The organism is Halomonas borealis, from assembly GCF_004798905.1.
Lineage (GTDB): Bacteria > Pseudomonadota > Gammaproteobacteria > Pseudomonadales > Halomonadaceae > Halomonas > Halomonas borealis.
Genome location: NZ_SDMO01000005.1, coordinates 39,444 through 53,686 on the forward strand (window position 1 = coordinate 39,444; position 14,243 = coordinate 53,686).

Sequence of the window (14,243 nt, forward strand, 5' to 3'; positions counted from 1 at the left end):
GGGCTACAACCCTGCCTGCCCCCAAGGAACAATGGTTGAGCCGTGTCATGGCGGCCCATAGTGAATGCCAAGGCGAGCGAGGCCCGCCCGGCATCGAGCGACGCTGTGCGTCATCGCCGGAACGGCTCCTCCCTCGACGGGTTCCCCTCGCGATAACTCTAGGGGCGCGGAAGAATCCGAGAAGATTTCACGGTCGCCGTAGAGGCTTCGTCGAGCGGGTCGGTAGCGGTATGCCGAGACGAGACCAGGCGACCTTCTCCTGCAGGCAGAGAGGATGGCTCCATGGCAACGCTTCAAGATCAATACAAGACCCTGACCCAACTGCGCGAAAGCCAGCGCGGCAAGTGGGACAACATCACCCCCGAGCATGCCGCCCGGCTGCGCATCCAGAACCGCTTCCAGACCGGCCTGGACATCGCCCGCTACACGGCTCGCATCATGCGCGAGGACATGGCGGCCTACGACGGCGACGCCACCCGCTACACCCAGTCGCTTGGCTGCTGGCATGGCTTCATCGGCCAGCAGAAGATGATTTCCATCAAGAAGCACTTCGGCCACACCCAGGGGCGCTACCTGTACCTCTCCGGCTGGATGATCGCCGCGCTGCGCTCCGAGTTCGGCCCCCTGCCCGACCAGTCGATGCACGAGAAGACCAGCGTGCCGGCGCTGATCGAAGAGCTCTACACCTTCCTGCGCCAGGCCGACAGCTGGGAGCTCAACCCCCTGTTCCGCGACCTCGATACGGCCCGCCAGGCCGGCGACGAGGCCCGCGCGGCCGAGCTCGAGGAGGCGATCGACCACCACGAGACCCATGTGGTGCCGATCATCGCCGACATCGACGCCGGCTTCGGCAACGCCGAGGCCACCTACCTGTTGGCCAAGAAGATGATCGAAGCCGGCGCCTGCTGCCTGCAGCTCGAGAACCAGGTCTCCGACGAGAAGCAGTGCGGCCACCAGGCCGGCAAGGTCACCGTGCCCCACGAGGACTTCATCGCCAAGATCAACGCCGTGCGCTATGCCTTCCTGGAACTCGGCGTCGAGGACGGCGTGATCGTCGCCCGCACCGACTCCCTGGGCGCCGGCCTGTCCCAGAAGATCGCCGTCTCCCATGCGCCAGGCGACCTGGGTGACCAGTACAACGCCTTCCTCGACGGCGACGAGATCGCCTCGGCGGACGACATCGCCAACGGCGACGTGGTCATCAAGCAAGGCGGCAAGCTGGTCAAGGTCAAGCGCCTGGCCTCCGGCCTCTACCAGTTCAAGCCGAACACCGGCGAGGACCGCGTGGTGCTGGACTGCATCACTAGCCTGCAGAACGGCGCCGACCTCTTGTGGATCGAGACCGAGAAGCCCCACGTCGGCCAGATCGCCGGCATGGTCAACCGCATCCGCGAGGCCTGCCCGGACGCCAAACTGGTCTACAACAACTCGCCTTCGTTCAACTGGACCCTGAACTTCCGTCAACAAGTGTTCGATGCCTGGGAGCAGGAGGGCAAGGACGTCTCCGCCTACGAGCGCGCCGACCTGATGAACGCCAAGTACGACGAGACCGAGCTTGGGCGACAGGCCGACGAGTGGACCCGCAACTTCCAGCGCGACGGCGCCCGTGAAGCCGGTATCTTCCACCACCTGATCACCCTGCCGACCTACCACACCGCGGCCCTGTCCACGGACAACCTGGCCCGCGGCTACTTCGGCGACGAGGGCATGCTGGCCTATGTGGCGGGCGTGCAGCGCAAGGAAATCCGCGAGGGCATCGCCACCGTCAAGCACCAGGACATGGCCGGCTCCAACATTGGCGACGATCACAAGGAGTTCTTCCATGGCGAGGCGGCGCTCAAGGCCGGCGGCAAGGACAACACCATGAACCAGTTCGGCTGAACGCAGGCCGCATCGCGACCCCGGGGAGGCCTATCGGCCTCCCCTTCTTGTTGCTGCCCCACGCCTGGCGGTGCTTGCATCGGCCGACAAACCGACCAGCGGCGACCGAGCCTCCATGAAGGATAACGACAACATCGCAGACGTTACCCGCCTGATGTAGTCGAGTTACAACGCCGCCTGCCCCTAAGGAGGAATGGTCGAGCCCACCGTCCTGCACCATAGTCAAGTCATGGCGCAGGACGGCCCGTCGCTACCCCGACCCAGCATCCTGCACCGAGCTACCAACGAGGCGCATTTATCGATGACCCAGGCGCCTTAAACGATGGTCTTCCACGCTTGTGACCACTTCGCAACGGCAGCACCGGGCGCTTACCCGGCCCGACATGAGTAGCAAACGCCCCTTGCCACCATCGACGATAGCCATGCTACGAGGTGTGAGACATGAACTGCATCGAACTGAGCCACCAGGCCGAACGCATCGCCGGCACCTTCAGCAAGCAGGAACTCGCCAAGCTGGTGCTGGCCCTGAAGGGCAACCGGGAATCCCTGCAACATGCCGTCGAGGTGCTCGACACCATCGACAGCCGGTCGGGCTACTCCCTCGACGATGCCTGGGATGAGGTGCTGACCGGCGATACGCTACGACTCGAAGAGGAATGACCCGCCTTCCCACTAATACACCATGATGCACCAGGGCCCATCCCGCTCGCCGGGATGGGCCTGCTCATGCTCCGCCTCGCGCACCGGCTCATGCCATCTTCCGGCGCACTTACTGACCATCCGCTGGTCAAACCCTGCGTCTACAGGCAGGCTATAGGCCAGGACTAGGGCGAGTACGCTGCGCTGCGCCATGCCCTACGACAGCAACGCTACCCAGCGAGATGCCATCGGCGTCACTCATCCGACTTGCAAGGAGCTCATTCATGAAGCGCTTTCTCCCCATCATCGCCCTCGGCGTACTGAGCCTGGCGGGCTGCGCCAACACCTCTCCCTATTCGGGCAACGTCTATACCGGCGATCAGGCCAAGGTCACCCAGAACGTGAGCGTGGGGACCATCACCGCCATGCGGCGGGTGCAGATCCAGGCCAGCGATCAGAACAGCGGCGCGTTGGGAGGCATCGGCGGTGCCATCATCGGCGGCCTGCTGGGCAACCAGATCGGCGGCGGCTCTGGCCGGACCCTGGCCACCGCGGCCGGCGCCATCGGCGGCAGCGTGGCCGGCAAGAAGGTCGAGGATGGCGCCAACCGGACGGATGCTTGGGAGCTCGAGATCCGCAAACAGACCGGCCAGACCGTCGTCGTGGTACAGAAGGCCGACCAGCCCTTCCAGGTCGGCCAGAAAGTACGCCTGATCGGTAGCGGCAGCAACGCCAGCGTGGCGCCTTACTGAGCCACGCACCAAGCCTCGTGAAAACGACACGAAAAGGCCCGCGGCATGCGCCGCGGGCCTTTTCGATCGCCGTCATACGGCCTCAGTGGAAGCGGGCTTTGCGCATTCCCCAGCACACCAGCTTGCCGCCGACGAAGGCGATCAACGCGATGAGGATCAGGGTCAGCAGCAGGTCCACCGGGCGCACGATGGCCGTGGCGCCCAGCACGGCGATGGCCGGGCTCCAGACCCAGCGGTCATCCTCGCTGCGCAGCACGGACGGCAGCAGTTTGTCGAGTCCAGCGCTGACGGAGGCCTCCCAGCGGCTCAGGCACAGGAAGAGGAGCACGGCAAAGGCGATCAGCCAGACGACGGTCACGGTCATGAGGGTCTCCTGCAGAGAACGAAGGGACGGGAAGAAAATGTCGCAGCAAGGGTATCCCCGCCTTGGGGGCCACGCAACCACGGAACGCGGCGTGAATAGCGCTCAAGATCATACTGGACAAGTGGAAAATTCTCGGTGTGGCACTGACAGTCCCGGGGATGCCACGTTACCATGCGCTTTTACATGCACTCACCTATAGGTTCATCCATGCAAATCGCGCAGAATGCCGTTGTCGCCTTCCACTACACCCTGACCAACGATTCAGGTGAAGTGCTGGACAGCTCGGAAGGCCGCGAGCCGCTGACGTATCTCCACGGCTCCGGCAACATCATCCCGGGCCTCGAGAAGGAAATGGAAGGCCGCGCGGCTGGCGAGAAGCTCCAGGCCAAGGTCACTCCGGAAGAAGGCTACGGCGAAGTCCAGCCGCAGCTGGTCCAGGAAGTGCCGCGCGATGCCTTCCAGGGTGTCGAGAGCATCGAAGCCGGCATGCAGTTCCAGGCGCAGACCGAAGGCGGCCCGCTGATGGTCACCGTGACCCAGGTGGAAGGCGACACCGTCACTGTCGACGGCAACCACCCGCTGGCCGGCCAGACCCTGAACTTCGACGTCGAGATCGCCGAAGTCCGCGAAGCCAGCGAAGAAGAAGTCGAACACGGCCACGTCCACGGCGAAGGTGAGCAGGAGCACTAAGCTCGGCACCTCAACGGACGTCGCGGGGCAGCCATTGGCTGCCCCTTTTTTATGCGCCGGTGTCGCCACTCACCCCACGCCTGGCGGCAGCGACTTCAGGGTCAGATAGCCGCCCGCCAGCCGGGTCGCGGTGGTGATCAGGCAGGCCGCCGCGAAGATTCCCGCCAGCAGCGGGAAGTGTGCCGGCCACAGGCAGAAGGCCACCAGCGCCAGCACCGTCTCGGTGCCCTCGGTCAGGCCGTTCAGGTAATAGAAGGCCTTGCGCGGAAAGTGGGGCCGATCGAGGGCGTGGCGGGCGGCCATGATCGCGAAGGCCAGAAACGAGGTCGCCGTGCCGATGAAGGCGAATAGCAAAAGGCTCGCGACCAGGGCGTTGGCCGCCGGATCGGCCAGCGCGAAGCCCAGCACCACGGCGGCATAGAAGACGAAATCCAGACCGATGTCGAGAAAGCCCCCGGCGTCGCTGGCCCTGCCGGTCAACCGCGCCAGGGCTCCATCCAGCCCATCGCCCAGGCGGTTGAGCAGGATCGCCACCAGGGCGGTACCATAGGCCTCCACGGCCAGCAACGGCAACGCCAGCATGCCGGCCAGGAAGGCCGCTACGGTCACCTGATCCGGCCGTACGCCGGCCTTCGCAAGCCCCTGGGCCAGCCACTTCAAGGGCCGCTGGGTCAGCGGCATGCTCCAACGGTCGAGCATCAGCGCCCTTCCTCCTTGTCGGTCATGTCCTGGCTGGCAGACCGCCGATCCGGCGCGCGCCCCTCGCCGCGCCGCCAGGCGAAGTAACGTGCGAGCCAGCCCAACAGCCGCTCGGGCTTGTGGGCGTTCTTCCAGACACCGGCGGTGGCCTTCACCGCCTCGCTGCGGGTCGGATAGGGATGCACGGTGCCCAACAGCTTGTTCAGGCCGATGCCATGGGTCATGGCCAGGGTGAACTCGGCCAGCATCTCGCCCGCCCCCGCGCCGACCAGGGTGGCGCCCAGCAGACGGTCGCGGCCCGGCACGGTCAGCACCTTGACGAAGCCTTCACGCTGGCCATCGGCGATGGCCCGGTCCAGCTCGGCGAGCGAATAGCGAGTGACCTCGACGGCGATGCCCCGTTCGGCGGCCTCACGTTCGTTGAGGCCGACCCTGGCCACCTCCGGATCGGTGAAGGTCACCGCCGGCAACGCCCGGTAGCCAACCCGGAAGCGCCGCAGCTCGCCGAACAGAGCGTTGACCGTGGCGTACCAGGCCTGGTGGGCGGCGGCATGGGTCAGCTGGAAGGGGCCCGCCACATCGCCACAGGCCCACACATTGGGCAACACCGAGCGCAGCGTCTCGTCCACCGCCAGGGTGCCGCCGGGGCCGGTTTCGACGCCCAGCTCCTCAAGCCCCATGCCGGCCACATTGGCGCGTCGGCCGACCGCCACCAGCAGCCGATCGAAGGGCAGCGTGGTGACACTCTCCCCGCTCTCGACCTCCAGGGCATGGCCACCGTCCTGTGTCACGACCCGCAGTGCCCGCGAATTGAGGCACAACTCGATCCCCTCGTCGCGCAGTCGCATCTCGACCTCGGCGGCGGCCTCCTGGTCTTCGCGGGGCAGCAGCTGGCCGCCCATCTCCACCAGCGACACCCGGCTGCCCAGCCGCGCAAAGCTCTGGCCCAGCTCACAGCCGATGGGGCCACCGCCCAGCACCAGCAGCCGCTCGGGCAATGTTTCCAGCTGCCAGAGGTTGTCCGAGGTCAACACCTCGATGGACTCGATGCCCGGCAACGGCGGCACCCAGGGCGAAGCACCACTAGCGATGATCACCTGGCGCGCCGTGATCACCCTTTCGCTCGCCGCCTCTGCGGTGCCGTCTGCGCTCTCACGCACGCGAATCCGCCAGGGATCGTCGAGCCGCGCCTCACCCGCGACGACCTCAACGCCAAGCCCCTCGTAGCGCTCACGGCTATCGTGGGGTTCGACCTCACGGATCGCCCCACGCACGTGTGCCATCACGGCGGCGAAGTCGACCGCCGGCTCACCAGCCTCGACGCCATAACGCGGCGCCCGACGGACCTCGGTGGCGGCGCGGGCCGCACGGATCAACGCCTTGGAGGGCACGCAGCCGGTGTTCAGGCAGTCACCGCCCAATCGGTCGCGCTCCACCAGCGCGACCTTCGCCTTCACCGCAGCAGCGATGTAGCTGGCGACCAGCCCGGCCGAGCCGCCGCCGATCACCACCAGGTCGTGGTCGAACCGCGCCGGCCGCGTGAAGCGCTGGGCCAGCCGACGACGCTTAACCAGCCCCACCATGCCCTTGGCCAGCCAGGGAAAGAGCCCGACCAGCGCGAAGGAGACGATCAGTCCCGGCGACAGGATGCCCGCTAGCGATTCGAGATCGCCCAATTCCCGACCGGCATTCACGTAGACGGCGGTGCCCGGCAGCATCCCCAGCTGGCTGACCCAATAGAAGGTCAAAAGCCGCATCCGCGTGAGGCCCATCACCAGGTTGATGACGAAGAAAGGAAACAGCGGAATCAATCGCAGGGTGAAGAGATAGAAGGCCCCCTCGCGACGGATGCCCGCGTTGACCCGTTCCAGCTGGGACGCGAAACGTCGCTCCAGCGGCGCACGTGCCAGGGTACGCGCGATCAGCGCGGCCAGGGTCGCGCCCAGGCCGCTGGCAAACGAGATCAGCACCAGCCCCCAGCCGAAACCGAAGAGCGCCCCACCGAGCAGCGTCAATAGCGCGGCACCGGGCAGCGACAGCGCGGCCATGGCCACGTAGAGGGCGAAGAAGCCCCCGACCACGGTCAGGGGGTCATCGGCGAGCCAGGCCTGGAAACGCACCTGCTCGGCCTTGAGGGTCTCCAGGGTCAGCAGCTGATCGGCCCCGGAAAGAAAAAAGCCCCCGACGGCGATGGCGATGAGGCACAGCAATAGCAGGCGTCGTTTGGTCAAATCGGTCTCCCTGTTCCATGGTGAAGTCTCGTCGGGTGAGTCGGCGACATGCACGTTTCCTTACATTGACGGTCCACCGCATGTAAGGAAGATCGATCATGCGCGACTATTCCCCATGTTTCCCTGGACGAGGCCCACCCATCATGACATTCAACACCATGATTCGCTTGCCTGCCCTGCCCCTTCTGCTGGCCGCCGCGTTCGCCGCTCCCGTCGGGGCCGCCGATGGGCAGAGCCGCGGTGAAACCGCAAACGACGCCCCGAGCACCGCCAGCGCCATCTTCGGCGGCGGCTGCTTCTGGTGTGTGGAACAGGCCTACGACAAGGTCGAGGGCGTGGTCGCGACGACCTCGGGCTTCTCCGGCGGCCAGCTAGAAGACCCTAGCTACGATGAGGTATCGAGTGGCGATACCGAGCATATCGAAGTGGTGAAGGTGGACTACGATCCCGAGGTGGTCGACTACCGCACGCTGCTCTACGTGTTCTGGCGCAACATCGACCCCTTCGCCGTGAATCGCCAGTTCTGCGACCAGGGTCGCCCCTACCAGAGCGCCCTCTTCCCGAAGAACGCCGAGCAACGCGCCCAGGCCGAGACGACCCGCGACGCCATGGCCGAACGTTTCGACCGCGAGATCGGCATCGAGATCCTCGACGACACGCCCTTCTACGCCGCCGAAACCTATCATCAGGACTACTATCAGAAGAACTCGGTTCGCTACAACTTCTACAAGTCGGCCTGTGGGCGTAAAGACCGGCTGGAAGAGGTCTGGGGCGACGAGGCCAGCGCCCACACCATGCCCTGAGCCTACGCCTCGGCGGCCATGCGGCGACGTTCGCCCAACAGCAACCGCCAGGCCAGCGTCAGCGTGACGAGCAGCATCAGGGCGCCACCCAACAGCGCCCCCGGCCAGCCCGCCACGCGCCAGAAGGGCTCGAGCCACAGGCCGCCGAGGCTGGCGCCCAGATAGTAGAACACCAGATACAGCGCCGAGGCGCTGCCCCGCGCACGCCCGGCTTGGCGCCCCACCCAGCCGGAGGCCATGGAGTGGGCCAGGAAGAAGCCGAAGGCGGCCAGGGTGAGTCCGCCCAGGATGACCGGCAGCGACGGCACTAGGGTCAGCGCCATGCCCACCGCCAGCAGCAGCGTGCCCAGTGCCATGCAGGCCGGCGGCGAGGCACGACGCGCCAGGCGCCCCGACAACGAGGAACCCAGGGTGCCACCCAGGTAGGTCAGGAACAGCAGCCCCAGCCAACGACTATCCAGCGAGAAAGGCTCCGCCGCCAACCGGAAGGTCAGGTAGCTGTAGAGGTTGATGAACACCAGGAAGTTGAGCCCACCCAGCAGATAGGCACCACGCAGCGACGGCTTCCTGAGGTGGCCGACCAAATCACCGAGGGCCTGGCCCAGCCGGAAGCGTCGCGCCGTGAAACCGCGAGCCGGGGGCAACAGCCACCAGAACAGCGCCACGCCCACCAGGGTCATCCCACCGACCCAGGCGAAGCTCGCCGACACCCCGCCCGATTCCGCCGCCCAACCGCCGATCACCCGCCCCGAGATGCCGCCCAGTGAGTTGGCGGCGATATACAGCCCCACCGCCGGCAGCATCGCCGTACGCTCGAACTCGTCGCCCATCCAAGCGATCGCCACCGCCGGCAGCCCACCCAGCACGAAGCCTTGCGCCACGCGCAGCGCCAGCAGCGTCTCGAAACCCGGCGTGACCGCCATCGCCAAGGACAGCCCTCCTCCCAGCAGCAGCGTCAGGCGCATGATCGCGCCGCGGCCGATGGCATCGGACAACGGACCGAAGACCAGCAGCGACGCGGCCAGCGACAGCGTGGCCAGCGACATCGTCAGGTTGGCGGCCAGCGTCGAGACCCCATGCGCCTGGTGCAGCGACGGCAGCAGTGGCTGTACCACATAGAGGTTGTTGAACACGAGGAAGGAGCCCAGGCACAGGGCCAGGGTCGCGCGCCACCAGGCGCGGCTATGGGCAACGATCATGGGGTTCTCCGGATGGGCGACCCATGCGGCAGTGATGCCAGGCACTCCGGCCTCCCGCTCACGAGCTCGGCGGGCGTCCGCATGGCGCGGGCTCCCGCCGACCCTACGGGCCTGCGTCCTGGTTCAGCGCGCTGGCGAGGCCTCACCCCTCGCCGCGATCGAAGCCGAGATCGTCGAGACGCTGGGCCAGCTGCACCGCCTCCAGCGGGCGGCGCGCCTGCCAGTAGTAGTTCCGCCAGTACCGGTTGTCGAGCGAGGACAGCTTGACGCCGCGCGAGGTCGAGGCATGCAGGAAGCGCCCCTGCCCCACATAGATGCCGACATGCTGGTAGTAGCCCGGAGGCTGGAAGAACACCAGATCCCCCGGTCGCAGGGCCTCACGGGGTACCGACTTGCCTTCATGGACCTGCTGGGTGGTGGTGCGCGGCAGGTTCAGGTCGAAAGCCTCGGCGAAGACACGCTGCACCAGCGCGGAACAGTCGACGCCGCGGCGAGTCTCGCCGCCCAGCCGGTAGGGCGTGCCCAGCCAGCGCTCGTGTTCGGCGAGCAGCGCCTGGCGTACCTGAGCCGGCGGTGGGTGGTGCAGGCCGCGCATCTCGAGGGCCGGGTTGTCGACCGGCGACATCTTCGCCCCGCCGGGCATCTCCGGCAGGTCGCGGGCGAAATAGTCGTCTTCCGGCGCCTGCGATCCTCCACCGGTGGCACAACCGGTCAGCAGCAACAGTGCCACGCCTGTGACGGCAGTACGACTCCACGTCGACATCCCTGTCCCCTCTCCCGATCCTTGCGTTTGGTGGATGATCATCACGCCGATCCGGGTCGGCTGGCATGCATCATAACCAGCGTGACGATTTAATGCAGCTGTCGGCCGTCGCCCGGCAGAGTATCCACGTGCATCGGCGCCCAGTGACGCGGGCGGGCGCCGGGGAAATCGAGGCTCGCCCAGGCCCCGGCCAGCGGCGGCGCCGCGGACAACCAGCTCACCAGGGCCTCGCGGAAGCCACCCAGGAAGGCCTCACGCTCGGGTGTCTCGCCCATGAAGAACGAGAAACCGGCGAGCAGTCCCCGGGCATATTCTTCCCAGCCGCCGTAGTGCAGCGCGGCCAGGCCATGGGCTCGCGTCAGGAAGGCGAGGAAGTCGGCTTCGGCGAGCCAGCCGAGCTGACGGCCGGCGATCGCCAGGTCCACCGCCTGGGACAGGTCCCAGGCGGTCATGTCGAGCTCGTTACACCCGTCCTGCCCGTCCCGCACCCGGATCAGGCGCAACAGGTGGTTGCGCTCCTCCTCGCTGCACTCGTCGGACTCGAGAGTGACGATCTCCGAGGCCAACCGGCCCTGGTTGAGGGTATAGGGGGCATAGTTGATCTGGTATTCCTGACGATCCCCGGCCTCCAGCAGGTAATCCACGAACTCGGCGAGCTCGCCCGCCGTATGCAGGCCATAATGACCGTCGACCCACTCGCGAATCGAATCGCATTCACGCTCACTCTCCGGCTGGGGCAGGCTCCAGGCGGGGCTGTTAAGCGGCCCGACCAGCGCCATGGCCGTGAAGTGCGACAGGCTCGGCCGCGGGCCCGGCTCTCGCCATTCACCGCCGCGCCCGTCGAGCCAGCGGAAGAGGCTCCCCGGATCCTCCTGATGCCAGCGGATCTCGGCGACCAGCGACGGCTGGTCGGGCTCGGGCAGCAGCCCTTCCCACTGCTCCCAGGCCGCGAGCAGGCGTCGCGGGCTGGTATAGAAGCGGCTCAACGAGCCGTGCAGGGAAGCCGCCAGCTCGGCCAGCCGTGCGGCATCGAAGAGCCCGCTGTCCATGGCCATCTGGAGATGAAAGGCGTATTTCTCGGCCATGTGGATCGTCGCCGCGTGGCGGCTGGCCTTCCCGAGGGCATCCCGGGCGGCCAGCTCCTCGACTCCCGCCCGGCCGAATGGCGTCAGCGCCGGGGCCGTCGCGGCATGGGCGGCATCCGCCGCCAGCTGGTTGAGGTGATGCGCCTGGGCCGGCAGCCAGTAACGCGCCAGGGCCTCGGGACCTTCGTCGGCATGCAGGTCGAGGGTCTCGGCGAGATAGCGGCGGGCATCCTGTTGACGCGACTCCGGCAGCGCCGGCGCCACGCCCTGACGCAGCGCCAGCTCCGGCTCGCGCACCGCGGCCAGCGCCAGTATCCAGTGACGCGGATCGCGGCGCCAGGCCCGCACGGCCTGACGCGAGGCCTCCAGCCGCGACTCGTCGACGAGCCCCGACAACGACGTGCGCCAAGGGCTGACCGGCGAGTGCAGCAACAACACCCAGTCGGCGGCGACGTTACCGCGCAGATCGCGTGCCTCGAACAGGCTGCGACCGCGCTGATAGGCTCGGGCCAACGCCACCCAGTCGCTGTAACGATGCAGGACCAGGTCGGCCCCGTGCAGCGCGAAGTGGCGCGCCTCGTCGTCATCGAGCCAGCCCAGGCAGAGCCCCGCCCAGGCCAGGTCGATCATGCGCAGCCAGTCCCAGGCGGCCCACTCCAGGGGTTCGCCACTCTCCACGAACGCCAGTAGCACACGGCCCGCCGGTTGATCGTGGGGAGCCAGCCCTTCCCACCAGGCGCGACGCTGCTCGCTCGTCGCCGCCAGCAGGTGACTGGCATCCAGGTCCCAGGCCTGGCGATCCCCCTGGGCGCCCAGCCACAGCAGCACCTGAATCAGCTCATCACGCCCCTGGACCCGCCAGGCCTCGACCAGCCACGCCTCAAGCCCCTGCCAATCGAGGGGTGCGGCCTGAGGCTCGAGCACCGGGCTGAAGGCGGCACGCAGCCGCCATACCCGGTCGGCCGCATCGTCGGGCCATAGCTCATGCGTCGAACGCTGGGTCGCGAGCCACTCGCGCAACAGCTCCCAGGTGACCCCTTCGCCCTGATGCTCGAGGGCGGCCAGGGCCTCGCAGGCCTCACTGAAGCCATCATCGCCATGCATCCAGCCCTGGGCGCTGCGTGCCTGACGCAAGGCGCTCAACCAGGCATCCAGATCATCATGGTGCGCCCCGGCTTCCTCGGCGATCCGCCGTGCCCAGGCCCTGGCCCGGCGATCGCTCAGCCAGCCGGCGGCACCCGCCAGCGCCGTCAGCTCGAGTGCGGCAAGCAATCGGGCAGGATCGGCCTCACCGGCGCCGAACGCCTCTAACAGGCGCCAGCCCAGCTCGCCCCGGTCGACGACTCCCAACCCTTCCAGGCGGGCCACCGCCACCTCGGCTTCCAGCGTCAAGGGGTCGGGAGCGAAGGCCCAATCACACAGCACCAGCTGCTGGGCCCACCAGGCATTCAGGGGATCGACCAAGGCACACCTCGCCACACAAGCAAACGTTCGGAACGGCGCCGAAGCGCCGCGGTAAATACGGCGACACAGTGTAACGGAAAGCGCTGCCGACGCCGATGCTCCACGTGCCCCGAAAAAAGTCAGCGACGGAGACTTGGCCGAGTGTTTTAAATAATGCACACTCGTCAATCATGATGACCGAGTGAGCGAGGACCCCCATGACCGTCGAGACCAGCCTGTTGATCGACAAGGCCTACATAGCCGGCCAATGGCGCGATGCCGAGCGCCGCTTCGCCGTGACCGATCCCGCCACCGGCGAGACTCTGGCCGAGGTGCCGGACCTCGACGCCGATGATGCTCGCGAGGCCGTGGCGGCCGCCGAGGCGACCTGGCCTGCCTGGCGCCAGCAGACCGCCAAACAGCGAGCCACCCTGCTGCGCCGCTGGTTCGATGCCATCATGACCCACCAGGAGAGCCTGGCGCGGCTGATGACCCTGGAACAGGGCAAGCCGCTGACCGAGTCTCGCGGCGAGGTGGCCTATGGCGCGAGCTTCATCGAATTCTACGCCGAACAGGCCAAGCGCATGGCCGGCGAGACGCTGCCCGGCCACGGCGCCGACAAGCGCATCCTGGTGTTCCGCGAGCCGATCGGTGTCGTCGCCGCCATCACCCCCTGGAACTTCCCGCTGGCGATGATCACCCGCAAGTGCGCCCCGGCGCTGGCCGCCGGCTGCCCGGTGGTGATCAAGCCCGCCGAGGCCACCCCGTTGACCGCCCTGGCGTTGGCCAAGCTCGCCGAGGAAGTCGGTTTCCCCGCCGGTGTGCTCAACGTGGTGACCGCCAAGCAACCCGCCGAGATCGGCGAGGTGCTGACCACCGACCCGCGGGTGCGCAAGGTCTCCTTCACCGGTTCCACGCCGGTAGGCAAGCGCCTATTGGCCCAGTGCGCCGGCACCGTCAAGAAGGCCTCCATGGAGCTCGGCGGCAACGCCCCCTTCATCGTCTTCGATGATGCCGACCTCGACGCCGCGGTGGAAGGCGCGATCGCCTCGAAGTTCCGCAACTCCGGCCAGACCTGCGTGTGTACCAACCGCCTGCTGGTTCAGGACGGCGTCTTCGATGCTTTCCTCGACAAGCTCGCCGCTCGGGTGGCCGAGCTCAAGGTCGGCAACGGCCTCGAAGACGGCGTGGTCCAGGGGCCTTTGATCAACCGGGGCGCGGTGGACAAGGTCGAATCCCATATCCGCGATGCCCTCGACAAAGGCGGACGACTGATCTGCGGTGGTGCGGCTCATGCCCTCGGCGGCACCTTCTTCGAGCCGACGGTCATCGCCGATGTCACCGACGAGATGCGTGTCGCGAGCGAGGAAACCTTCGGGCCGCTGGCCCCGGTGTTCCGCTTCTCCAGCGATGAGCAGGCGTTGGCCATGGCCAACGCCACCGAATTCGGCCTGGCGGCCTACTTCTATGCCCGCGACTACCAACGCATCTGGCGCGTCATGGAAGGCCTGGAATACGGCATGGTGGCCGTCAACGAAGGCATGCTGTCTACCGAGCTCGCGCCCTTCGGCGGGGTCAAGGAATCCGGCCTCGGTCGCGAGGGTTCGCATCACGGCCTGGACGAATACACTGAACTAAAATACGTCTGTATCGGCGGGCTCTGAGGCCCTACCGCTCTCTCAACAGGAGTCGTC

General features: G+C 67.1%; 12 protein-coding genes. 6 read left to right on the plus strand and 6 right to left on the minus strand.

What is annotated here, in order from left to right:
- Positions 1-282 precede the first annotated feature (282 nt).
- The 3 genes from ETC07_RS06735 to ETC07_RS06745 all read left to right on the plus strand — a co-directional run bounded on the left by ETC07_RS06735 (position 283) and on the right by ETC07_RS06745 (position 3,272).
- Positions 283-1,881: an isocitrate lyase gene (locus ETC07_RS06735; protein WP_136247740.1), complete on the plus strand. Its 1,599-nt coding sequence runs from the start codon at positions 283-285 to the stop codon at positions 1,879-1,881.
- A 441-nt stretch (positions 1,882-2,322) separates the two neighbouring features.
- The gene (locus ETC07_RS06740; protein ID WP_136247741.1) at positions 2,323-2,541 is read left to right on the plus strand and encodes a hypothetical protein; all 219 of its coding nucleotides are present in this window, start codon (positions 2,323-2,325) and stop codon (positions 2,539-2,541) included.
- 263 nt (positions 2,542-2,804) lie between these two features.
- On the plus strand, positions 2,805-3,272 hold the full coding sequence (locus ETC07_RS06745; protein ID WP_136247742.1) for an outer membrane lipoprotein: 468 nt from the start codon (positions 2,805-2,807) through the stop codon (positions 3,270-3,272).
- Between the two features lie 82 nt (positions 3,273-3,354).
- On the opposite strand, the gene ETC07_RS06750 is transcribed toward ETC07_RS06745, so the two are convergent.
- Positions 3,355-3,636, minus strand: coding sequence for a hypothetical protein (locus ETC07_RS06750; RefSeq protein ID WP_136247743.1), 282 nt, complete (start codon positions 3,634-3,636; stop codon positions 3,355-3,357).
- Between the two features lie 207 nt (positions 3,637-3,843).
- Here ETC07_RS06750 and ETC07_RS06755 point away from each other — a divergent pair, with 207 nt between their 5' ends.
- Positions 3,844-4,326, plus strand: coding sequence for an FKBP-type peptidyl-prolyl cis-trans isomerase (locus ETC07_RS06755; RefSeq protein ID WP_136247744.1), 483 nt, complete (start codon positions 3,844-3,846; stop codon positions 4,324-4,326).
- Positions 4,327-4,395: 69 nt separating this feature from the next.
- Here the strand turns inward: ETC07_RS06755 and ETC07_RS06760 are convergent, their stop codons facing one another.
- Together ETC07_RS06760 and ETC07_RS06765 are read right to left on the minus strand one after the other, a co-directional pair.
- Entirely contained in the window at positions 4,396-5,025 is a 630-nt protein-coding gene (locus tag ETC07_RS06760) for a CDP-alcohol phosphatidyltransferase family protein (RefSeq protein ID WP_136247745.1), read from the minus strand.
- On the minus strand, positions 5,025-7,256 hold the full coding sequence (locus tag ETC07_RS06765; protein ID WP_136247746.1) for a dihydrolipoyl dehydrogenase family protein: 2,232 nt from the start codon (positions 7,254-7,256) through the stop codon (positions 5,025-5,027). Before ETC07_RS06765 ends, ETC07_RS06760 begins: the two co-directional genes overlap by 1 nt.
- A 143-nt stretch (positions 7,257-7,399) precedes the next feature.
- On the opposite strand from ETC07_RS06765, the gene msrA reads away from it, so the two are divergent.
- Positions 7,400-8,059 carry a peptide-methionine (S)-S-oxide reductase MsrA gene (msrA, locus tag ETC07_RS06770; RefSeq protein ID WP_240724580.1) on the plus strand — a complete coding sequence of 220 codons (660 nt, stop codon included), beginning with the start codon at positions 7,400-7,402 and terminating at the stop codon, positions 8,057-8,059.
- A 2-nt stretch (positions 8,060-8,061) separates the two neighbouring features.
- On the opposite strand, the gene ETC07_RS06775 is transcribed toward msrA, so the two are convergent.
- From ETC07_RS06775 to ETC07_RS06785, 3 genes are all read right to left on the minus strand, one after another.
- Complete coding sequence (locus ETC07_RS06775) at positions 8,062-9,258, minus strand: MFS transporter (RefSeq protein WP_136247747.1); 1,197 nt, start codon at positions 9,256-9,258, stop codon at positions 8,062-8,064.
- A 142-nt stretch (positions 9,259-9,400) separates the two neighbouring features.
- Positions 9,401-10,021, minus strand: coding sequence for a C40 family peptidase (locus tag ETC07_RS06780; RefSeq protein WP_168709180.1), 621 nt, complete (start codon positions 10,019-10,021; stop codon positions 9,401-9,403).
- Between the two features lie 89 nt (positions 10,022-10,110).
- A complete protein-coding gene (locus ETC07_RS06785) occupies positions 10,111-12,570 on the minus strand; it encodes a DUF1266 domain-containing protein (protein ID WP_136247748.1) in 2,460 nt (819 codons plus the stop codon).
- Between the two features lie 197 nt (positions 12,571-12,767).
- Here ETC07_RS06785 and ETC07_RS06790 point away from each other — a divergent pair, with 197 nt between their 5' ends.
- Positions 12,768-14,213, plus strand: coding sequence for an NAD-dependent succinate-semialdehyde dehydrogenase (locus tag ETC07_RS06790; RefSeq protein WP_136247749.1), 1,446 nt, complete (start codon positions 12,768-12,770; stop codon positions 14,211-14,213).
- The last annotated feature ends 30 nt before the right edge of the window (positions 14,214-14,243 follow it).